Below are 22,339 nucleotides of genomic sequence, written 5' to 3'. Positions count from 1 at the left end.
CGTAGGGCTCACGCCCCGGCCCCCGGTCGTACGGCTCAGGCGCCGCCCCGCCGCCGTACGGCTCACAGCGCCGTCAGCACGCGCGGGCCGTCCTCCGTGATGGCCACCGTGTGCTCGCTGTGCGCCGCGCGGCTGCCGTCCACCGTGCGGAGCGTCCAGCCGTCGGGGTCGGTGACGTAGGCGTCTCGGCCGCCCGCGGTGAACATCGGCTCGATGGCCAGCACCAGCCCGTGCCGGAGCCGGTAGCCGCGGCCGGGGCGGCCCTCGTTGGGCACCGGCGGGTCCTCGTGCATGCTGCGGCCGATGCCGTGGCCGCCGTAGTCCTCCATGATGCCGTAGCCCGCGCCGCGGGCCACGGACCCGATGGCGTGGGCGATGTCCCCCATGCGGGCGCCCACGACGGCGGCCTCGATGCCCGCCGCCAGGGCCTGCCGGGTGGCCTCGACCAGGCGCTGGTCGGCGGGGCGCGGGGTGCCGACGATGAAGCTGACGGCGGCGTCGCCGGCCCAGCCGTCGACGATCGCGCCGCAGTCGATGCTGACCAGGTCGCCGTCGCGCAGCCGGTAGCCGTCCGGGATGCCGTGGACGATCGCGTCGTTCACGGAGGCGCAGATGACGGCCGGGAAGGGGGTGGGCGCGAAGTGCGGCCGGTAGCCGAGGAAGGGGGATGTGGCCCCCGCCTCGGCGAGCACCGCGCGCGCCACCTCGTCCAGCTCGCGCAGCGACACGCCGACCGCGGCGGCCTCCTGCGTGGCGGCGAGCGCGGCGGCGACGACGCGCCCCGCCTCGCGCATGGCGTCCAGTGACGCGTCGGTCTTGATCTCCACCATGGCAGCCTCCTGGCGACCCCGTCTTGAGCCAATTCTTATACCGGTATTAGTATCACGGTCATGGTGCGCACCCCTCTCACCCCCCTGGAACGCGAACGCGGCCGCCACCTCGGCCTGCTCCTCCGTCAGGCGCGCGGCGAACGCAGCATGGCCGAGATCGCCGCCGCGGCCGGGATCTCCGCCGAGACCCTCCGCAAGATCGAGACCGGCCGGGCCCCGACCCCCGCGTTCTTCACCGTCGCCGCGCTGGCCGAGGCCCTCGGGCTCCCGCTCGACGAGGTGGCTCGGCGGTGCGCGGCCGTCGCGGTCGTACCGGAGGAGGGCGAGGTCGCCGCGTAGCAGTCCGCCCGCCGGTCATCTGTCCGCCGGCTGTCCGCACGCCCGGCTGTCTGCCCCCGTCTCCCCGCCGGCCGTCTGCCCGCGGGTTTTGTTGCGGCAGGATGAAATCCGCACTCCAGTGCGTTGGTGCCTTCCGGTAGCACAGGCGGATCGGGAGGTCACGGGTGGCGGACGCGCGGGCGGACGACGCGGACACACGGCAGGGCGGCACGCGGCAGGACGACGCCCCGGCCGGGCAGGAAGACGCCCGGCAGGACGGCTGGGCACGGCGGCTGATCCGCTACTGCTGGCGGTACCGCCGCGATGTGCTGCTGGCCCTCGGCGCCTCGCTCGGCGGGATGGCGGTGACGGCGCTGGTGCCGCTCGTCACCAAGCTGATCATCGACGATGTGATCGTCCGGCACGAGCGCTCCCTCGCCCCCTGGGCCACCCTGCTGATCGTCGCCGCGGTCCTCGTCTACGGGCTCACCTTCCTCAGGCGCTACTACGGCGGCCGGCTCGCGCTGGACGTCCAGCACGACCTGCGCACCGAGATGTTCGCGTCGATCTCCCGCTTCGACGGCAGGCGGCAGGACGAGCTGAACACCGGCCAGGTCGTCGGCCGGGCCACCAGCGATCTCCAGCTCATCCAGGGCCTGCTGTTCATGGTGCCGATGATGATCGGCAACGTGCTGCTCTTCGTGATCTCCCTGGTCGTGATGGCGGTGCTCTCCCCGCTGCTCACCGTGGTCGCGCTCGCCGTCGCGCCCGCCCTGTGGATCCTCGCCTCGCGCAGCCGCACCCGGCTGTTCCCCGCGACCTGGTACGCCCAGGGGCAGGCGGCGGCCGTCGCCGGGGTCGTGGACGGGGCGGTCACCGGCGTCCGCGTCGTCAAGGGCTTCGGGCAGGAGGAGCAGGAGACCGGGAAGCTCCGCGAGGTCGGCCGCCGGCTGTTCGCCGCCCGGCTGCGGACCGTACGGCTCAACTCCCGCTACACCCCAGCGCTCCAGGCCGTGCCCGCCCTCGGCCAGGTCGCCATGCTGGCCCTCGGCGGCTGGATGGCCACCCGCGGCCAGGTCACGCTCGGCACCTTCGTCGCCTTCTCCACCTACCTCGCACAGCTCGTCGGGCCGGTCCGGATGCTCACGATGGTCCTCACGGTCGGGCAGCAGGCCCGGGCCGGCGTCGAGCGGGTCTTCGAGCTGATCGACACCGAGCCCGCCATCGAGGAGCGCCCCGACGCGCGGGAGCTGCCCGCCGACGCGCCCGCGACGGTCGAGTTCGACCACGTCACCTTCGGCTACGACCCCGAGCGCCCCGTCCTCGACGACCTGTCCCTGCGGATCGAGCCGGGCGAGACGGTCGCGGTCGTCGGCGCCTCCGGCAGCGGCAAGTCCACCCTCTCGCTGCTCCTGCCGCGCTTCTACGACGTGTCGGCGGGGGCGGTCCGGGTCGGCGGCCACGACGTGCGCGAGCTGACGTACGAGTCGCTGCGCGCCGCGATCGGGCTGGTGCCCGAGGACAGCTTCCTGTTCTCCGACACGGTGCGCGCCAACATCGCGTACGGCGCGCCGGACGCGACCGACGAGCAGATCCGAGCGGCCGCCCGCGCCGCCCAGGCCGACGACTTCATCTCCGCGCTGCCGGACGGCTACGACACCCAGGTCGGCGAGCAGGGCCTGACCCTCTCCGGCGGCCAGCGCCAGCGCGTCGCCCTGGCCCGCGCCATCCTCACCGACCCGCGCCTGCTGGTCCTCGACGACGCCACGTCGGCGGTGGACGCGCGCGTCGAGCACGAGATCCACGAGGCCCTGCGGGGCGTCATGGCCGGGCGCACGACCCTGCTCATCGCCCACCGCCTCTCCACCCTCGCCCTCGCCGACCGCATCGCCGTACTCGACCGGGGCCGCCTCGCCGACGTCGGTACGGACGAGGAACTGCGCGAGCGCAGCGCCCTCTACCGCCGGCTGCTGACCGACCCCGAGGAACTGAGCGGCATCACCCGCGACCCGGCGGGCGCCGCGGATCACGCGTGGGTCCCGTCGCTCGGCGAGGGCGCGCCGGCCGGGGCAGGCGCCCCGGCGGCGGACGGGAACGGCTACCCGGGCGGCGGCATCCCCGCCGATGGCAACGGCCGCTTGGGCGCGAACGGTGCCCCGCGCGGGGGCGCCGACGCGGAGGGGCACGCCCACCCCGATGGGCACGGCGCGCCGGATGGGCAGGACGCGCCGGATGGGCACGGCGCGCCGGACGAGCACGCGCGCCCCGGCGCGGACGCGTTCGCCGGCGCCTTCGGCGGGGAGGCGGCAGCCGCCGGGCTCACCGTGCCGGGACTGGACGACACGCCCGGCGCGTCGCACCCCGACCGCGCCACCGACGCGACGCGCCCGGACGGCGACCGGACGGCCACGGCCGAGAGCTGGGCCGCCCGGGCGGACCGTGCCGTGGCCCGCGCGGTCATCAGCAGCAGCCTCGCGCGGAGGGACGGCCGCGCCGCCGCGGACGACCAGGCCCTCCCCGAGGACCAGGCACGGCTCGAGGCCCGGACCCTCCCCGACGACCGGTCCCGGACCGGCCGTGGCGCGCCGCGCGGCGCCGGTGGCGTGACGCCAGAGCTGTGGGTGCGGCGCGAGGCCGCCGGATCAGGGGCCGACGCGGGGGCCAGGGCCGCGGGCGCCCCGGCCGTCGCGGCCGGTCCCGGGATGGCCGGGGCGCTGGCCGGGATGCCCGCCACGCCCGAGCTGCTGGCCAAGGTCGCGGCGCTGCCGCCCGCGACCGACACCCCCGACGTGGACGAGGAGCGGGCCGCGCGGCCCGAGCGGGAGTACGGGCTGCGGCAGCTGCTGCGCGGGTTCGGGGCGCCGCTCGCGGTCAGCCTGCTGCTGGTCGCGATCGACGCGCTCGCCGGGCTGCTGCTGCCGGTGCTCATCCGGCACGGCATCGACCAGGGCGTGCAGCGGATGGCCCTCGGGGCGGTGTGGGCCGCCTCCGCGCTCGCGCTCGTCGTCGTCCTCGCACAGTGGGCGGCGCAGATCGGCGAGACGCGGATGACCGGGCGGACCGGCGAGCGCGTCCTGTACGCGCTGCGCGTGAAGATCTTCGCGCAGCTCCAGCGGCTGGGGCTCGACTACTACGAGCGCGAGCTGACCGGCAAGATCATGACCCGGATGACCACCGACGTGGACGCGCTGTCCTCGTTCCTCCAGACGGGCCTGGTCACCGCCGTCGTCAGCCTGCTGACCTTCTTCGGCATCCTGGTCGCGCTGCTGGTCATCGACGTCCAGCTGGCCCTGGTGGTCTTCGCGGCGCTGCCGCTGCTGGTCGTCGGTACGGTCTTCTTCCGGCGCAAGAGCGTCAAGGCGTACGAGCTGGCGCGGGAGCGGGTCAGCGTGGTCAACGCCGACCTCCAGGAGAGCGTGGCCGGGCTGCGCATCGTGCAGGCGTTCCGGCGCGAGCGGGCGGGCCGGGAGCGGTTCGCGGGGCGCAGCGACGCGTACCGGCAGGCGCGGGTGCGCGGCCAGTGGCTGATCTCGGTGTACTTCCCCTTCGTCCAGCTGCTGTCGTCCGTCGCGGCCGCGCTGGTGCTGATCGTCGGCGCCGGGCGGGTCGGCGAGGGCACGCTGACGGCGGGCGCGCTGGTCGCCTATCTGCTCTACATCGACCTGTTCTTCGCGCCCGTGCAGCAGCTTTCGCAGGTCTTCGACGGCTACCAGCAGGCCACCGTCTCGCTGCGCCGCATCCAGGAGCTGCTGCGCGAGCCGACGAGGACGCCGCTCGCCAAGGCGCCGCGCGAGGTGCGGGAGCTGCGCGGCGAGATCTCCTTCGACGGGGTGCGCTTCGGCTACGGGGACGAGGGCGAGGAGGCGCTGGCGGGCATCGACCTGAGGATCCCCGCCGGGCAGACCGTGGCCTTCGTCGGCGAGACGGGCGCGGGCAAGTCCACGCTCGTCAAGCTGGTGGCGCGGTTCTACGACCCCACTTCGGGGGCCGTGCGGGTGGACGGCACGGATCTGCGGGAGCTGGACCTCACCGCGTACCGCAACCGCCTGGGGGTCGTCCCGCAGGAGCCGTACCTGTTCCCGGGGACGGTGCGCGACGCCATCGCGTACGGCCGCCCGGACGCGAGCGACGCGGAGGTGGAGGCGGCGGCCCGCGCGGTCGGCGCCCACGCCATGGTGGCCTCGCTCGACGGCGGCTATCTGCACGAGGTGACCGAGCGCGGGCGCAATCTGTCCGCCGGGCAGCGTCAGCTCATCGCGCTGGCGCGCGCGGAGCTGGTCGACCCGGACATCCTGCTGCTCGACGAGGCCACGGCCGCGCTTGACCTGGCCACCGAGGCGCTGGTCAACCAGGCCACGGACCGCCTGGCCGGCAGGCGCACCACGCTGGTCGTCGCGCACCGGCTGACGACCGCGGCCCGTGCGGACCGGGTGGTGGTCCTGGACCACGGGCGGGTCGTCGAGGACGGTACGCACGAGGAACTGGTGGCCCGCGGGGGGCGGTACGCCGAGCTGTGGCGCACCTTCACGGGGGAGACGGCGCCGACGGTCGTCGCGTGACGGCTGTCGGCCGACCGGTTGTCGCCCGACGGTCGTTGCCCGACGGCTGTCGCCTGACGGTCGTCGCCTGGCGATGGCCGGCCTGGCCCCCGTGGTGACTCTGGGCATTCAGGCAGTGTTACCCACCGTTACGTCATGGTTCCATGCCGCTGGCCCTGGCTATCCCCTCCACCTCGCGCCGGTCCCGCTCCCGCTGCTCCGCCTCGGCCGCGACCCGCTGCTTGTGGCGGAGCAGGAAGTCGGGGTCGTCCGCCCGGTCCTGGGGGACCAGGACCTTCATGCCCTTGGCGTGCGGGCTGTCGCCGAGGTCGACGACCACCCGCTCGTCCTGGGAGGTGAGCAGGCCGAACAGCACCAGCAGTTCCGCCTGCAGAGCGGGGGTGAACAGCTCCTTCTCCTCCGGCCCCATGCCGAGTTCGTACGTCCCCCCGCGGACGGCCGGTGAGGTGCTCAGCTCGCGCAGCAGCCGCATCAGCAGCTCCAGCGAGCGCGGATCGATTCGTTCCTGCAATTCGGTCAGATACTGCGTCAGCCGCTCGGCCCGTTCGCTCCGGTCGTGCCGTTCGTCTCGGTCCATGTAGGCAGCATGAGCCATCACAGCCCGCTACGAAAGAGGGCGGAGCCCATAACTCTCCGTATTTGGGCCCCAGTTGGCGGGTCTGGCGGCCTCACCTGTGCCCCGATAGGTTCTCGGCGATCTGTGGGAACTCATGGGGAGGACGCATGGGCAAGGCGCTCAGATGGCTGGTGGCGCTCGTGATGCTGGTGGGGGCGGTCGGCGCGGGCGCCGGCGGCGCGGCCGCGGCACCGGCCGCCGGGGAGCGGGCCGCCGGGGAGCGGGCCACCGCCGAGCCGGACATCAAGGACCGAATACTCGCGATACCCGGGATGAGGTTCGTGGAGGAGAAGCCCTACGCGGGCTACCGCTTCCTCGTGCTGACCTACACCCAGCCGATCGACCACCGGCACCCGTCCAAGGGGACGTTCGAGCAGCGGTTCACCCTGCTGCACCGGTCCACCGACCGGCCGACGGTGTTCTTCACCTCCGGCTACGACGTCAACACCAGCCCGCGGCGCAGCGAGCCGACCCAGATCGTGGACGGCAACCAGGTCTCGCTGGAGTACCGCTTCTTCACCCCGTCCCGGCCGAACCCCGCCGACTGGTCCAAGCTGGACATCTGGCAGGCGGCCAGCGACCAGCACCGCCTCTTCCGGGCGCTGAAGGGGATCTACGGCAAGCGGTGGCTGGCCACCGGCGGCAGCAAGGGCGGCATGACGGCCACCTACTACCGCCGCTTCTACCCGCACGACATGGACGGCACCGTCGCGTACGTGGCGCCCAACGACGTGATGGACAAGGAGGACTCGGCGTACGACCGCTTCTTCGCGTCCGTCGGCACGCCCGAGTGCCGCTCCCGGCTGAACGCGGTGCAGCGCGAGGCGCTGGTGCGGCGCGCGGAGATCGTGGCCCGCTACCAGAAGTGGGCGCAGGAGGAGGGCCAGACCTTCGAGGTCATCGGCAGCGCGGACAAGGCGTACGAGAACGTCGTCCACGACCTGGTGTGGGCGTTCTGGCAGTACCACGGGTTGAGCGAGTGCGCCGACGTGCCCGCGCCGACCGCCTCCACCGACGAGCTGTACACCTTCATCGACGACATCTCGGGCTTCTCCGCGTACACCGACCAGGGCCTCGAGCCCTACACGCCGTACTACTACCAGGCGGGCACCGAGCTGGGCGCGCCCACCTTCGACACTCCGCACCTGGACGGGCTGCTGCGCTACCCGGGCACGTACGTCCCGCGCAGCTATGTGCCCCGCGACATCCCGATGCGGTTCCGGCCGGCGGCGATGCGGGACATCGACAGCTGGGTGCGGCACGACGCGCGGCGGATGCTGTTCGTGTACGGGCAGAACGACCCGTGGGGCGCGGAGCGGTTCCGGCTCGGCAAGGGCGCGCAGGATGCTTACGTCTACACCGTCGCGGGCGGAAATCACGGGTCGAATATCGGCCAACTTGCGGCGGATGAGAAGGCGAAGGCCACGGCCGCGGTGCAGCGCTGGGCGGGCGTGGAGCCCGCGGCGCGGCCGCTCGCCCCGTACGACGCGCGGCTGGACCGGCGGGACGTCGAGCGTGAGCCCGCCCTGCGACCTTGAACCACCGCAGATCATGGCTGAAATTCGGCTCCCTGGCTGGTGATGAGGGGGTGACAGTAGGGGCTGCCGAGGAGAACCAGCGCTTCGGCGAGTTTCAGTCCGTGCACTTTGACTTACCAGGGAGAAGCATGCACACGAAGATTGATCTTCAGGACGACGACCTCGACCTCGACCTCGACCTGCGCGTCTCCGACCTCGCGGAGGGGACGGAGCAGTTCGGGCAGGGCACGTACACCTCGCCGAGCAGCTACGCGATCGGTACCCGCTGTCCCATCTGCTGCTAGCAGGGGCCGGACGATCGAGCGGGGCAGGCGGTGCCTGCCCCGCTGTTCCGTATCCAGGCGAGGCGAGGAGACAGGAACGTGCGACCGGAGTCCGAACTCTTCGAGGTACGTGAACCGGTGCTGGTGCGGATCGCGAGCAGGCCCCGGGGCCGCGCCGAGGCCGTGATCGACGCCGATGACCCGGTGCCCGGCATCCGCGGCCTGGCCGCCGACCCCCTGCTCCAGCAGGCCGTCCACGTCGCCAGCGGCAGTCTGGCCCTCAGCCTCCGGCGCCTGGGCGACGACGAGGGGGCGGCGGCTCTCGGCCGCAAGCGCACCCTGAGCGCCGCCCGGACCCTCACCCGGTACGCGCGGCGGTCCGGTGGCCGCCCCACCCCCTTCGGGCTCTTCGCCGGAGTGGGCAGGGCCCGCTTCGGCACCGCCGCCAAGGCGGGCATCGAGGGCCCTGGCGAGGTGTCGGTCCGTCTCGACGGTGCCTGGCTGCACCGCCGCGTGACGGCCTGGCTGGCCGACCCCCGGGTGCGCCGCCGGGTGGATGTCGTCCTCAACGACCTGTGTGTCCTCCGGGACGGCCGGCTGACCCTGCGCACCGGCGAGCGGCAGACCTCCGTCCGCGACAACGCGCTGGTCGCCGCCGTGCGCGAACTCACCGCCACCCCGATCCCCTACGCCGCCCTGATCGACGAGCTGTCCCGCCGCTTCCCCGCACTCGCCACGGAGCGCCTCGACGCCCAGCTCGGCGGCCTCGTCCAGCACGGCCTCCTGCTCACCTCACTGACCCCGCACCGCATCGACGACGAGTTCCTCGACCGGATGGAGGCCGCCCTCCAGGACACCCTTCCCGACGCGGCCGCGGGACTGCGCTCGATCCGCTCGGCCGCCGCCGCCCATGAACAGGACCCTCCCGGCGAGGGACTCGCCTCCTGGCAGACGCTTCTCGACCGGGTCCGCCGGCTCGACGCCCCCGGGGAGAGCGGTGAGGGGCACGAGCGGCCACCGGTCCACGTCGATCTGCGGATGCCCGCCGACTTCGTCGTGCCGCACACCGTCGGTGAGGAAGTACGCCGCTACGCCGCCGCGATCTGGGCGATGACGCCCGAATGGACGACGCTCGAGTACATGCGGGACTACCGGGACCGCTTCATCGAGCGGTACGGAACCGCGTCGGCCGTGCCCCTCGGCGATCTCGTCGACCCGCACCGCGGTCTCGGGCTGCCGCCCGAGTACGCGGAGCCGCCCGTCCATCCGCGCACGGGACCGGGCGACGACGCCGACCGCCCGCGCCGTGGTGTGGTCGCGGAACTCGTCCAGCAGGCCGTCCTCGCCGGAACCGACATCGAGCTGACCGACGACGACGTGGAGCGGCTGGCCACCACCGTGGGACACGACCCCGACGCCAGGCCGCCGCGCACCCTCGAACTGTGCTTCCAGATCCTCGCGGACAGCCTGGACGCCCTGGACCGGGGAGACTTCCAGCTCCTCGGCAGCCCGCACATCGGCTCCTGGACGGCCGGCGCCACCGCGGGCCGGTTCGCCGCCACCACCGGCCTCACCGGGGAACTCGCCCGGCTCGTCTCGCACCCCGCCGGGCCGGACAGCCTGTTGGCGCAGGTGGACGTCGCGCCCCGCGACCCCCGCTCCCTCAACATCGTCCAGGTGCCGCGCCTGCTGCCGTACCGCATCCCCATCGGGGTCGCCGACGACCGCGGCGACCCCCACTGCCTGGACTGGCGCACGCTGCTGGTGGCGGCCGGCGCGGACGGACTGAGACTGCTGCACGAACCCACCGGCCGCCAGGTCGTGCCGGTGTTCCCGCACATGCTGGCGCTCGACGCCCAGGCGCCCCCGGTGGCCCGCTTCCTGTCGGACCTGGCCGCGGCCCGCCCCCGCGTGTGGTCCGGCTGGGACTGGGCCGGCCTGGACGTCCTTCCCTACCTGCCCCGGGTGCGCTACGGCCGGGTCCTGCTGGCCCCCCGCCGCTGGCTGCCGGGCCGCCGCCTTCGCGACGCCGCCCGCGCGCGGGACGGATCCGCGTGGCAGGAGGGGCTGCGCGAGTGGCGGCGGCGCCTCGTCGTACCCGACCGTGTGCAGATCGCCAGGAACGATCAGATGTACCCGATCGACCTGCGCGACCCATGGGACCAGGACCTGCTGCGCTCCGAACTGAGCGCGGCGCAGCCCCGCTTCGTCCTGTACGAGGACATCACCGCCGACGGTGCCCACCTGGGCTGGAACGCGGGGCACAGCACGGAGATCGTGGTGCCCCTGGTGCGCGCCTCCGAGGCCCCCCGTACCTCCGCGCCGCTCCGGCGCTCACCGGCCCGGATCCACCTCCCGGGCGAGGAATGGCTGTTCGTCAAGCTCTACGCCGAACCGGCCGCCCACGACGCCCTGTTGGCCGAACACCTGCCGCGCTGGCTGTCCGACGTCGAGAAGGACGTCGACCGGTGGTTCTTCCTGCGCTACCGAGATCCCGAGCCACATCTGCGGGTGCGTTTCCACGGAGACCCGGACGCGTTGAACGGCCGTGTCCTGCCCGCCCTCAGCCGCCACATCCGCGACGCGGTCGCCTCCGGCGCGCTGCGCACGATGGCCCTGGACGTGTACCGGCCCGAGACCGACCGCTACGGCGGCGACGTGCTCCAGGAGGCGGCCGAGCGCTTCTTCCGGACCGACAGCCTCTCCGCGCTGCTCCAGTTGCGTGTGCGCGGGGCGGGAGCGTCAGCGCTGCCCGACGACGTGCTGGCCGCCCTGGGACACGCCGTCCTGCTGGACTCCCTGGGGGACTGGGACTGGTGCGCCTGGGTGGACCGGATGTTCGCCAAAGGACCGGAACACGAGGCCTACCAACGGCATCGGACGCCGGCCCACCGCCTGATCCGCCCCGGCGAGAGGGGCGAGACCGCCCGCCTGGCCGCCCGGGAACTGTCGTCCCCGGAGCTCGCGCGACTGTGGACCGAGACACCGGAGCCGAGCGCCTACGGGCGCCTGATCCTGGCCACGCCGCCCGAGGACCGCGACGAGGCGGTGCTCTCCCTGCTCCACATGCGGCACAACCGCCTCTTCGGCATCGGCCGGGCGGCGGAGGCCCGCGGATACGCCGTACTGCGCGGCGTGGCCCGCGCCCACCTCGGACGGAGGGCGCACGCGACCCGCCCGGCCCCCTTTGAACCCATCCCCGGGAGGGCAGGATGAGCGGCACAGCCCCCGGCACGCCGGCCACCGCCCGTGAGCATGGCGCGGTGCCTGAGCATGACGCCGTGCCTGAGCGTGACGCCGTGCCCGAGCATGGCGCGGTGCCTGAGCGTGGCGCCGTGCCTAAGCGTGGCGCCGTGCCTAAGCGTGGCGCCGTGCCGGAACGTGGCGCCGTCCGGGAACGTGCGCTGGCCGTCTCCGCCCATATCCTCGACCGGCTGGCCGACCCCGCCGCCACCATGGCCGCCACCCGCATCCCCGCCGAGGCCGCCGCCGACGGTGTCCCCGAGGGCGTCTGGGCCGAACTGACCCTCGGCAGCGGAAGCCCCGGCCTGGCCATCGCCTTCAGCGGAGTGAACCACCGGGCGGCCGAGCAGGTGCCGCGCGCGCACGCCTATCTCGGCGTGGCGACCCGGGCGGTGGCCTCCGGGACCATCGCGCCCAGCGGCATCTTCAAGGGGCCGGGAGCACTGGCCTTCGCGGTGCTGATCGCCCACCGCGCCACCGGCGGCTACCTCACCGCGCTCCAGCGTCTCGACGCCTACCAGCGTGATCTGGTGCGCACCGTACTGCCACCGGTCGTGGACGACGCCCCCCTTGCCACCATCGGCCACTACGAGGTGGTCCGCGGTCTGACCGGAGTCGGCCGCTACCTGCTCGCCCGCGTCGAGAGCTGCGGTGAGGCGCTCGAAAGCGTCCTCGGCTACTTGATACGCCTGGCGCGCGGGACCGTCGTGCACCGTGGGCACCGCGTGCCCCGGTGGTGGGCCCTGGACGCGCCACGCATCGGCTCGGAGGCCGCGTTTCCCGACGGCCACCTCAACCTCGGCATCTCCCACGGTGTCGCGGGCCCCCTCGCGCTGCTGTCGCTCGCCTGGCGGCAGGGCGTCAGGCTCCCGGACCAGCGGGAGGCCATCGAGTCCATGGCGGACCTCCTGCTCCGGTGGTCGGTCAAGGACGGGCACGGCGTCTTCTGGCCCCCTCATCTCACCCTCGCCCAGTGGCTGGCCGACCCGGAGGAGTACGGCGAACCCGCCGGCTGGCCGTCCTGGTGCTACGGCGCACCCGGCGTCTCGCGCGCCCTCCAACTGGCCGGACTGGCACTGGGACGACAGGACTGGACGGACCTGTCGCGGGCGTCGGTGGAGCGGCTGCTGACCCTGCCCCTGCGCGACTGGGGCATCAACGACCACGCCCTGTGCCACGGCTGGGCAGGCGCCCTCCACCAACTCGGCCGCCTCAACGAACACGTCGGGGACCCGCGGATCGAGGCGCTCCGGGACCGGCTGGCCACCGAGCTGACCAGTGCCTTCGACCCGGACCTGCCGTTCGGCCACCGCTTCACCATGACGGCGGTGCCCTACGGCTCCGACGTCTCGGGCTACCTGGACGGTGCCGCGGGCGTCGCCCTGGCCCTCGACTCCTACGCGACGGGAGCCACCCCGTCCGGCTGGGACATGCCCTTGCTGCTGTCCTGACCCGCACCGGGCCCCGGTGGCCGGGCTCAGTACGACAGGCCGTGGCCCATCGGGTACAGCACCCGGCGCGGCGCGTCCGCGCGGCGCACCGGGACGGGCAGTCGGCCGCGCGGGTTGGCCCGCCCCGCGATGACCCGCGCGGCGGCCCGCAGCTCGACGTCGGTCCACGAGTAGGTGGCCAGCGAGGCCGCGGGGGCCTTGCCGGAGGGGCCGGTCAGCCGCGCGATGTCGTACGGGTTGCGGATGGCCACGTGGACCAGCGGCACGCCCGTGGCGGCGAGCGCGGAGACCAGGGTGCGCTGGCGGGAGTCCCGGCCGACGTTGTACGTCGCCACGATCACCGCGTCCCGCCCCCGCGCCGCCGCCACCGCCGCCGCGATCCGCTCCGGCGTCGGGTCGGGCGCGGTTTCGGCGCCGAAGCCGGCGCCCGTGGACAGGGCCTCGGCGGTGAAGCCGAGGGCGGTCAGGGCGCGGGCGAGGACGGCCGTCGGCGGGCCGCCGGTGCCGGACGGGGCGGCCGGGTCCGGGCCCACGACCAGCAGCTCGCGGTGGCGGCGGGGGGACAGCGGCAGCAGGTGGCCGTCGTTGACGAGCAGGGTGGTGGTGCGCTCGGCGATCCGGTCCGCGGTGGCGCGATGCTCGCGCGAGCCGACCGCGCGGTTCACCTCGCGGCCGCTCGTGTACGGGTCGTCCAACAGGCCCCGGCGGGCCTTGAGTTCCAGGATACGCCGGACGGACTGGTCGAGGCGGGCCTCGGTGAGCTCGCCGTCCCGTACGGCTCTGCGGACACCGTCCCGGGCGGCCGGCAGATCGGGCGGGTTCAGCAGCTGGTCCGCGCCCGCCTTGAGGGCCAGCACGGGCACCCGGTCGTCGCCGTACTTCTTCCGCACCCCGGCCATGCCGAGCGAGTCCGTCACCACCACACCCTCGAAGCCGAGCTCATGGCGCAGCACCCCGGTGATGATGGCGCGGGAGAGCGTGGCGGGGTCGTCGACGGGGTCGAGCGCGGGGAACAGCAGATGCGCGGTCATGATCGCGTCGACCCCGGCCGAGATGGCGGCCCGGAACGGCGGCGCGTCCAGCCGCTTCCACTCCGCGCGGGAGTGGGTGATGACGGGGAGGCCGACATGGCTGTCCACGTCCGTGTCGCCGTGCCCGGGGAAGTGCTTGACGGTGGCCGCGACCCCGGCGCTCTGGTAGCCCCCGATCTGCGCCGCGACCAGATGGGCCACGGCGTCCGGGTCGGCGCCGAAGGAGCGTACGCCGATGACCGGGTTGGCCGGGTTGACGTTGACGTCCGCGACGGGCGCGTAGTTCTGCCGGATGCCGAGCGCGGCCAGCTCGGCCCCGGCGATCCGGGCGGCGGCGCGGGCGTCCGCCGCGCTGCCGCCGGCGCCGAGCGCCATCGCGCCCGGCAGCGGGGTGGCGGGCGCGCCGATCCGCGCGACGATGCCGTGCTCCTGGTCGGTGGACAGCAGCACGGGGACGGGGGTGTCGCCCGCGAGCGCGGCCTTCTGGATGCCGTTGGAGAGCGCGGCGACCTGGTGCGGATCGCGGATGTTGTTCGCCCACCCCGCGTACATGATGCCGCCCACGTGATACTTCGCGATCAGCTCGGCGGCGGTGGCGGCGCCGGTCTCCTCGCGGTTCCGCGCGGCGTCCGCGGGGTCGGGGGCGGTGGCCGAATGGCCGTAGACACGGGCCACGAAGAGCTGCCCGATCTTCTCGTCGAGCGTCATCCCGCCCAGGAGCGCCTCGATCCGCCGCCGGTCGCGGGCGCGCAGGTCGGAGCCGCCGCGCGCGGGGGCCGGGGCGGCGGCGCGGCGGGTCGGCGCGACCTCCCCGGCGGTGGCGGGTGGCCGCTGCGAGGTGCAGGCGGTGGCCGTGGCCGCCAGGGCGGCGGCCAGCAGGGCGCGGCGGGAGGCCGTCTGAGGGAATGCAGGGTCGTGCACCCGCGCTCCTTCCGGTCGGGGTCGGGGAGGGGGTGGCTGCCGTGTGAAAGGAATATGCGGAAGGTATGGAAAAACCGATGCCAGGTCAATTCGTATGTCGCGCGGGCAACAAGGGTGACCGCATTGGTCAACCGGCTTACGGGTCCGCTCGGATGATGTCCGTCAGGTGCCGTGTCATGACGGGGGACGGTCAGTCGGCGAACCGCGGCCGCTCGGGCAGCCGCTCCTTGGGCACCTCGAAGACGGAGATCACATGGAAGGGCGCGAAGCACTCCGGCGGCGCCTTCGGATGCGGGCCCGCCACCAGGCTCAGCGTGTCATCGGTGCGGTGGAGGCTCGCGGACGGCCACTTCGCGCAGCCGGTGGTCGTGGACCAGCCCACCAGAGCGGTCCGGGTGAAGTCGGTGTCCTCGGCCCTGGCCATGATCTCCGGTGCCCGCCCCCGGAACAGCCGGGCGAAGGCGCTCAGCTCGTCCGGCCCGCGCAGCACCGCCCGCACCTGGCGGACCGCGCCCGTCCCGCTCGTGAAGAACACGAGCCTGTCGTCCACGCGGGCCTGACGGTACGGGGTACCGGCCGGGGAGCTGGGGACCCCGCCGTCGGCGCGGTGGGAGGGCGACGCGCCGGCGGCGGGATGCTGCCGGCCGCAGGCAGCGGAGAGGGTGACCAGCGACGCGGCCAGCAGCGAGGCCGACACCGCCCTGCGGAAGCCCACCGGCAGCACGCCGCTCGGACGGCCCGCGCCCCGGGGAGGCTCCGCCAGGGGCGCGGCCGTGCCGAAGCGGTGAGTGGCAGGACGCATGCGGCCATCGTGGCACCGGGGCGGCGCGCGCGGTGGCGGGCACGCCGGGGTTGCGCCGAGTGGCGGGTGCGCCGTCGGCCGTCCGCCCGCGGCCGGGGCGACGCGTCGGCCCGCCGCGCCGGCCGGCGGCGTGGCCCGGCCGCCCTACTCCGTCAGGCGGCCTCGGAGAGCAGCCGCAGCAGATGGTCCCGGCCCGGGGCGAGCAGCCCCGGGAGTTCCGCCGCCTGCGGGTACCACCGCTTCTCGTACTCCCAGCACAGCCAGCCGTCCCAGCCCTCGCGGCTGAGCAGCTCCACGCACTCGGCCAGCGGCAGCACGCCCTCGCCCAGCGGCAGCGGGGTGGTGTCCTCGGCCGAGGCGATGTCCTTGACCTGCACATAGCCCAGGTACGGGGCGAGCGCGGCATAGGTGGCGGACGGGTCCTCGCCGCCCAGCCACGGGTGCATCACATCCCAGATGGCGCCCACGCCGATGTGGCCGACCGGCCCGACGACCCGGGCCACATCGGCCCCGGTGCGGTGCGAGTCATGGGTTTCCAGGAGCAGCCGTACGCCCAGGTCGGTGGCGTACGGCGCGGCGGCCCCCAGCCGGCGGGCGGCGATCGCGTCGGCCTCGGCGGCGGCGAGGTCCCCGCCGCCGGGGAACACCCGGACGTTGGCCGCCCCCAGGTCATGGGCGAGCCGCAGCAGTTCCCGCAGGTCGTGCAGCGCGGGCTCGTCCGGCCCGGCGGCGGCGGACCGTACGTACCCGGCGACCGTCAGCACCTCCACCCCGGCGGCCTTGAACTCGGCCACCACACGGGCCCGTTCCTCGGCGCCGATCCCCGGGTGCACCGGTTCCTCCTGGTGCGCCCGCAGCTCGACGCCGTGGTAGCCGGTCTCGGCGGTGAGCCGCACCACGTCAGGGATCGGCAGGCCGGGAACGCCGAGGGTCGAGAAGGCGAGCTGCATGCGTGCTCCGTGAGTCCGTCGGGGCAGGGACGAGTCATTCCACCTTGCCACGTGGACGTTACCCGGCGGCCAGCCGCCACAGCGAGGTCACCTCGGCCGCGCGGGCCGTGTGCAGCGGGTCGTCCGGATCGGTGGCGCGCGGGTGGACGGGCCGGGTGTCCAGCCGGTCCACCACCCGCAGCCCCGCCGCGTCGAACGCGCCGAGCAACTCCTCGCGCGGCCGCAGCCCGAGGTGTTCGGCGAGGTCGGAGAGGATCAGCCAGCCCTCGCCGCCCGGGGCGAGATGGCCGGCCAGGCCGTCGAGGAAGCCGCGCAGCATCCGGCCGCCCGGGTCGTACACCGCGTACTCCACCGGCGAGGTGGGGCGGGCGGGCACCCAGGGCGGGTTGCAGACCACCAGCGGGGCGCGGCCCGGCGGGAAGAGGTCCGCCTCGACGACCTCCACCCGCCCGGCCAGGCCAAGACGGGCCACGTTCTCACGCGCGCACGCCAGCGCGCGCGGGTCCTGGTCCGTGGCCACGACGCGCCCCACGCCCCGGCGGGCGAGCACGGCCGCCAGCACGCCGGTCCCCGTGCCGATGTCGTACGCCGTGCCCCGGTCGTCGGGCAGCGGAGCCCGGGCGACCAGGTCGACGTACTCGCCGCGCACCGGCGAGAAGACGCCGTAGTGCGGATGGATCCGGTCGCCGCCCAGGGCCGGTACCGCGACGCCCTTCCTGCGCCACTCGTGCGCGCCGATCAGGCCGAGCAGCTCCCGCAGGGAGGTCACCGAGGGCCCTTCGGCCGGCCCGTACGCCTCCTCGCAGGCCTGCCGTACGTCGGGCGCGCGGCGCAGCGGCACGCGGTAGTCGGCGTCCAGCGGGACGAGCAGCATGCCCAGCACCCGGGCGCGCCGGTTCTGGGCCTGGCGGTGCTGGTGGAAGGCCTCGGCGGGGGAGGCGGCGGGCGGGCGCCGCCCGCGCGGCCGGCGCGGGCCCCGGTCGGCGCGGCGGGCCATCGCGCCCAACAGCTGACGGGCGCCCTGGTAGTCGCCGCGCCACAGCAGCGCGGTGCCCTCGCACGCGAGGCGGTAGGCGGCGTCGGCGCTCATGCGGTCGTCGGCGGTGGCCACCCGCCGGGGCGGGGGCGCCCCGCTCTCGGAGCGCCAGCGGGCCGTGTGCTCCCGCCCGGCTTCGGTCCACGCGATGACCTGATGCGTACTCAGGAGGGGTACCTCGTGCTCTGTGTCGGTTCCGGCTGTCGATCACTACCCTCTCAAGGCCCCTCGGCGCGAGCGGTTTCCGGCCGGGTGACGCCCCACCCCGGCGACGTCATGTCTCCCGGAGGGTGAGCCGCCAGTCCTGGCCGACCAGATCCACCCCGTAGCTGTGGTGGCGCTTCTCGGCGACCAGCTCGAACCCCGCCCGCTGGTAGATCCGGCGGGCGGCGGCCAGGATGTCGTTGGTCCACAGCACCAGCTCCCGGTAGCCCGCCTCGCGGGCGAAGTCCACGCACGCCCGCACCAGCCGGTCGCCGATCCTCAGCCCCCGGGCCTCCGGCTCGACCAGCAGCAGCCGCAGCCGGGCCGTCTCCGGCGCCTCGTCCCGTACGCACATCACCGAACCGACCGGGCGGCCGCCCAGCTCCGCGATCCACGTCCGCTCGTGGGCGGGGTCGTCCAGGCTGAAGTCGCCGACGATCCGCGCCACCAGGGCCTCGAACTCGGCGTTGAACCCGTACTCCCGGCCGTACACGGCGCCGTGCCGCTGCACGATCCAGCCGAGGTCGCCGGGCTCCGGGCCGCGCACCCGCACCCGGTCCGGCTCCCCGGAGAACACGCCGCGGGCCGTCGCCAGCGCCTCGCGCAGCCGCCGCAGCTCGGGCCGCCCCAGCCCGGCCAGCAGCCGCCCGACCGACTCCCGCGACTTCCGGTCCAGCTCGGCCGCCGCGGTCCGGCCCTCGGCGGTGAGCGACACCTGCTGGTACCGCGCGTCCCGGGCGTTGCGCTCCCGGGTGATCAGCCCCTGCTCCTCGAAGCGGGTGAGCGTACGGCTCACATGGGCCGCGGTCAGCCCCAGGTCCTCGCGCAGCGCGGACACGTGGGCGCGCTCGCGGTGGGCGAGCTCGTACAGGATCCGGGCCTCGCTGAGCGTGTACGGGGTGCGCAGCTGGCCCGGGTAGTCCAGGACGCCGATGAGGCGGGTGTACAGCCGGTTGAAGGCGCGCACTTCGTCCACGGTGGAGTCGAGGTCGTCAGCCATGGGGGCCTCCCTGAGATCGCTTGACCCAATACTTGCTCCAGATCAAACGATTGCGAAAGAGGTGGGGCGCCCCGGCCCGGAGAACGTCCGGATCCCGCCGCGCCCCTACCCCCGCCCCCGGCACTGTCGCCCGACGGCGCGAAAGCCGCCTACCCCGGGGCCCCGGTGCGCGGCGGGGCGGTGGACGCCCGGGCCATCAGCTCGGACCGCACCATCGCCACCCCGCCCGGCGGCTGCGGCTCGCGCCCGAGGGCCAGGCGCCCGGCGCGGGCGCCGGCCTCGTGGAGGGGCAGCCGGACCGTGGTGAGCGCCGGGACCGCGTCCGCGCTGAAGGGCAGGTCGTCGAAGCCCGCGACCGAGACGTCCTCGGGGATCCGCAGCCCCTGGTCGCGCAGCGCCGCGCAGACGCCGAGCGCGATGGTGTCGTTGGCGGCCACGACCGCCGTCAGGGAGTCGTCGCGGCGCAGCAGTTCCAGCGTGGCGTCGTAGCCGGAGGAGCGGTCGTACAGCCCGTGGACGGTCAGCCGGTCCGCCCCCTCCCCGAGGCCCGCCGCGGACAGGGCCGCGCGATGGCCGTCCAGCCGGTCGCGGGTCGTGGTGCGCTCCGCGGGGCCCGCCACATAGCCGATCCGGCGGTGGCCGAGGGTCAGCAGGTGCTCGGTCAGCCGCCGGGCGCCGCCGCGGTTGTCGAAGGTGAGGGTGACGGCGTCCTCGATCGGGGGCCGGCCGCACAGCACGACGCGGGTGCCGGACGCGGCCAGGCGGGACGCCTTGGCGGCCACGGCGGCCATGTGGTCGGGGTGTTCGACCGCGCCGCCGGTGAGCACGACCGCGGCGGCGCGCTGCCGCTGGAGCAGGGTGAGGTAGGTGAGCTCGCGCTCCGGGGAGCCGCCGGTGTTGCAGATGACGGCGAGCTTCTCGCCGCCCCGCCCGGGCTCGGCGCCGGCGGCCGGCGCCCCCATCTCGGACTGCACGGCGCCGGCGATGATCCCGAAGAACGGGTCGGCGATGTCGTTGACGAGGACGCCGACCAGATCGGAGGTGGCGGCGGCGAGCGCGCTCGCCGGGCCGTTGACCACGTACTCCAGCTCGTCCACCGCGCGCAGCACCCGGGCCCGGGTCGACTCGGCGACCGGGTAGTTGCCGCTCAGGACGCGCGACACCGTGGCCGCCGAGACCCGTGCCCGTGCCGCCACATCGGCCAGGGTCACTGCCATGTTTCCTCCGTTGGATGGTCACCTGGTGCTGCGCCGCGTGCGCCGTTCGGTCCACGCCCATGCTCTCACCGGTCAGGGAGGGTGCCGGAGACGGTGCGTGAGACGGATGCGATTGTGCTCTCCCAGGTCTTGTCCGGTCATCAGGACCATGTCTAGGGTCCTCGTCAGCAAGCGCTTTCCGTTCGGCGAGGAGCCCCGCCCATGGCCGCAGCCCCCACCCGTATCCGTGCCGCAGTCGTCGGCACCGGTGCCATCGTCTCCGGCAGCCATCTGCCCGCGCTGCGCGCGCTGGCCGACCGCGTGGACCTGGTCGCGGCGGTCGACGTGGACGAGGAGCGCCTGGCGGCCTTCCGCGCCCTGGCCGCCGAGCCGGACGAGACGGGCCCCGGATTCACCGTGACCGGCTACACCGACCTGGCGGCCATGCTCGACGCCGAGCGCCCCGACCTGGTCCTCATCGGCACCCCGCCCTCCCTCCACCGGGACCAGACCGTGGCGGCCCTGCGCGCCGGCGCCTGGGTGCTCTGCGAGAAGCCGCTGTGCCTCACGCTCGCCGAGTACGACGAGATCGCGGCGGCCGAGAACCCCGACGGCGGCCCGTACGCGTCCGTGGTCTTCCAGCACCGCTACGGCTCGGGCGCCGTCCACGCCCGCGACCTGCTGACCGGCGGAGCGCTGGGCGCGCCCCTGGTCGCCCACTGCCAGACCACCTGGTACCGCGACACCGACTACTACGCGGTGCCCTGGCGCGGCCGCTGGGACAGCGAGGGCGGCGGCCCCTCCATGGGCCACGGCATCCACCAGATGGACCTGCTGCTCCACCTCCTCGGCGACTGGACCGAGATCCGGGGCATGGCCGGGCGGCTGGTCCACGACGTGGAGAGCGAGGACGTCTCCACCGCGCTCGTCCGCTTCGCGAACGGGGCCATGGCCACCGTCGTCAACAGCGTGCTGTCCCCGGACGAGGTCAGCCGGATCCGCGTCGACTGCGCCGACGCCACCGTCGAACTGACCCATCTGTACGGGCACACCAATGACGACTGGGTCTACACCCCCGCCCCGCACACCCGCGAGGCCGCCGACCGCGTCGCTCACTGGCGCACCCCCGCCGCCGACCTGCCCAGCTCGCACGCGGCCCAGCTGAGCGTGCTCCTCGACGCGATGCGGGACGGCGTACGCCCCCCGGGCAGCGGGCCGGACGCCCGCCGCACCCTCGAGTTCATCGCCGCGCTGTACAAGTCGGCCTTCACCGGGCGGCCCGTCCACGCGGGCGAGATAGCGCCCGGCGACCCGTACTACGAGGCCATGCACGGCGGCCACCCCGACTGGGCGCCCGCCGCCGCCACCGCCGCCACGTCCGCCACCGCCGCCACGTCCGCCAAGGAGCAGTGAGAATGACCGAGCCGATCACCGTCACCCACACCCACGGCGAGCGCGTCACGGTCGCCTCCGGCGGAGTCGAGCTGCTGGCTTACGTCTACAAGCCGGACGCCGACCCGTTCGAGTCGCTCAAGCCCTACACCCACCCGCTGCGCACCCTGGCCGGGAACCAGGTCTCCGGCTACCGCCCCAACGACCACCGCTGGCACAAGGGCCTCCAGATGACCGCGAGCCATCTGTCCGGGCAGAACTTCTGGGGCGGCAACAGCTACCTCGGCCCCGAGCAGGGCTACCAGCGGGTCGAGGAGCGGGTCGGCTCGATGCGCCACGACGGCTTCGAGGAGTTCACGGTCACCGCCGACCGGCTGCGCTTCACCGAGAAGCTGACCTGGGTCCCCCATCCCTCCGAACAACACAGCAGTGGCCAGGAGTGGGCGCGGGAGCTGCGCACCGTGGAGGTGCACTCCGTGGAGCCCGCCGAGGGCACCTGGGCCCTCGACTGGTCCATCCGCCTCACCAACATCCGCGGCGAGGAGCTGCGCTTCGGCTCCCCGACCACCGCGGGCCGCGAGATGGCCGGCTACACGGGGCTGAACTGGCGCGGCCCCCGCGACTTCACCGGCGGCGACGTGTTCGGCCCCGGCGGGCGCGGCGGCCGGGGCGAGGCGGGCGCCTCCGACCTGATGGGCACCCCGGCCGCCGAGGCGCCCTGGATCGCCTTCACCGCCGAGCACGACGACGTGGACGGCCACTCCACGCTGCTGTTCGCCCACGCCCCGGAGAACACCGACGCGGTGCACGCCTCCCACTGGTTCGTGCGCTCCGAGCCCATCCCCTCGGTCGCGTTCTCCTGGGCGTTCTTCGAGGAGTTCGCGCTGCCCCCGGGCGAGAGCTTCGCGTACCGCTACCGCGTGGTGGTCGCGGACGGCGCCTGGGACCGGGACCGCGCCGAGACCTACCTCAAGTCCCACGGGTGGTGA

General features: G+C 74.4%; 16 protein-coding genes. 8 read left to right on the top strand and 8 right to left on the bottom strand.

Annotated features, from left to right (window positions below; all coding sequences use genetic code 11):
* Positions 1-62 precede the first annotated feature (62 nt).
* On the bottom strand, positions 63-830 hold the full coding sequence (map, locus tag ABFY07_RS12070) for a type I methionyl aminopeptidase (RefSeq protein ID WP_346174477.1): 768 nt from the start codon (positions 828-830) through the stop codon (positions 63-65).
* Positions 831-890: 60 nt separating this feature from the next.
* On the opposite strand from map, the gene ABFY07_RS12065 reads away from it, so the two are divergent.
* Both ABFY07_RS12065 and ABFY07_RS12060 read left to right on the top strand, forming a co-directional pair.
* Entirely contained in the window at positions 891-1,169 is a 279-nt protein-coding gene (locus ABFY07_RS12065) for a helix-turn-helix domain-containing protein (RefSeq protein ID WP_346174476.1), read from the top strand.
* 272 nt (positions 1,170-1,441) lie between these two features.
* Positions 1,442-5,707: an ABC transporter ATP-binding protein gene (locus ABFY07_RS12060; RefSeq protein ID WP_346174537.1), complete on the top strand. Its 4,266-nt coding sequence runs from the start codon at positions 1,442-1,444 to the stop codon at positions 5,705-5,707.
* Between the two features lie 133 nt (positions 5,708-5,840).
* On the opposite strand, the gene ABFY07_RS12055 is transcribed toward ABFY07_RS12060, so the two are convergent.
* Positions 5,841-6,284 (bottom strand): hypothetical protein, encoded by a 444-nt coding sequence (locus ABFY07_RS12055; protein ID WP_065959555.1) that lies wholly within the window; start codon positions 6,282-6,284, stop codon positions 5,841-5,843.
* A 146-nt stretch (positions 6,285-6,430) separates the two neighbouring features.
* Between ABFY07_RS12055 and ABFY07_RS12050 the strand changes: the two genes are divergently transcribed.
* The 4 genes from ABFY07_RS12050 (at position 6,431) to ABFY07_RS12035 (ending at position 12,818) form a co-directional block, all read left to right on the top strand.
* Complete coding sequence (locus ABFY07_RS12050) at positions 6,431-7,861, top strand: S28 family serine protease (protein ID WP_346174475.1); 1,431 nt, start codon at positions 6,431-6,433, stop codon at positions 7,859-7,861.
* 128 nt (positions 7,862-7,989) lie between these two features.
* Positions 7,990-8,145 (top strand): SCO0268 family class II lanthipeptide, encoded by a 156-nt coding sequence (gene lanA, locus ABFY07_RS12045; RefSeq protein ID WP_065959587.1) that lies wholly within the window; start codon positions 7,990-7,992, stop codon positions 8,143-8,145.
* Positions 8,146-8,223: 78 nt separating this feature from the next.
* Positions 8,224-11,340 (top strand): lantibiotic dehydratase, encoded by a 3,117-nt coding sequence (locus ABFY07_RS12040; RefSeq protein ID WP_346174474.1) that lies wholly within the window; start codon positions 8,224-8,226, stop codon positions 11,338-11,340.
* Positions 11,337-12,818: a lanthionine synthetase C family protein gene (locus ABFY07_RS12035; RefSeq protein WP_428836905.1), complete on the top strand. Its 1,482-nt coding sequence runs from the start codon at positions 11,337-11,339 to the stop codon at positions 12,816-12,818. Before ABFY07_RS12040 ends, ABFY07_RS12035 begins: the two co-directional genes overlap by 4 nt.
* A 26-nt stretch (positions 12,819-12,844) precedes the next feature.
* Here ABFY07_RS12035 and ABFY07_RS12030 read toward each other — a convergent pair whose 3' ends face one another.
* The 6 genes from ABFY07_RS12030 to ABFY07_RS12005 form a co-directional block, all read right to left on the bottom strand.
* Positions 12,845-14,770 carry a glycoside hydrolase family 3 protein gene (locus ABFY07_RS12030; protein ID WP_346174472.1) on the bottom strand — a complete coding sequence of 642 codons (1,926 nt, stop codon included), beginning with the start codon at positions 14,768-14,770 and terminating at the stop codon, positions 12,845-12,847.
* Between the two features lie 190 nt (positions 14,771-14,960).
* Positions 14,961-15,572: a hypothetical protein gene (locus ABFY07_RS12025; protein ID WP_346174471.1), complete on the bottom strand. Its 612-nt coding sequence runs from the start codon at positions 15,570-15,572 to the stop codon at positions 14,961-14,963.
* A gap of 152 nt (positions 15,573-15,724) precedes the next feature.
* Complete coding sequence (locus tag ABFY07_RS12020; protein ID WP_346174470.1) at positions 15,725-16,522, bottom strand: sugar phosphate isomerase/epimerase family protein; 798 nt, start codon at positions 16,520-16,522, stop codon at positions 15,725-15,727.
* A gap of 58 nt (positions 16,523-16,580) precedes the next feature.
* A complete protein-coding gene (locus ABFY07_RS12015) occupies positions 16,581-17,726 on the bottom strand; it encodes a methyltransferase (RefSeq protein WP_346174536.1) in 1,146 nt (381 codons plus the stop codon).
* Positions 17,727-17,832: 106 nt separating this feature from the next.
* Positions 17,833-18,762 carry a bifunctional helix-turn-helix transcriptional regulator/GNAT family N-acetyltransferase gene (locus ABFY07_RS12010; RefSeq protein ID WP_346174469.1) on the bottom strand — a complete coding sequence of 310 codons (930 nt, stop codon included), beginning with the start codon at positions 18,760-18,762 and terminating at the stop codon, positions 17,833-17,835.
* Between the two features lie 149 nt (positions 18,763-18,911).
* On the bottom strand, positions 18,912-19,979 hold the full coding sequence (locus ABFY07_RS12005) for a LacI family DNA-binding transcriptional regulator (protein WP_065959539.1): 1,068 nt from the start codon (positions 19,977-19,979) through the stop codon (positions 18,912-18,914).
* Between the two features lie 201 nt (positions 19,980-20,180).
* Here ABFY07_RS12005 and ABFY07_RS12000 point away from each other — a divergent pair, with 201 nt between their 5' ends.
* Complete coding sequence (locus ABFY07_RS12000) at positions 20,181-21,371, top strand: Gfo/Idh/MocA family protein (RefSeq protein ID WP_346174468.1); 1,191 nt, start codon at positions 20,181-20,183, stop codon at positions 21,369-21,371.
* Between the two features lie 2 nt (positions 21,372-21,373).
* Positions 21,374-22,339: a DUF6807 domain-containing protein gene (locus tag ABFY07_RS11995; protein ID WP_346174467.1), complete on the top strand. Its 966-nt coding sequence runs from the start codon at positions 21,374-21,376 to the stop codon at positions 22,337-22,339.

The sequence above is a fragment of the Streptomyces sparsogenes subsp. cuspidosporus genome, from assembly GCF_039532705.1.
Lineage (GTDB): Bacteria > Actinomycetota > Actinomycetes > Streptomycetales > Streptomycetaceae > Streptomyces > Streptomyces sparsogenes.
This window is presented reverse-complemented; position numbering and strand designations above follow the sequence as displayed.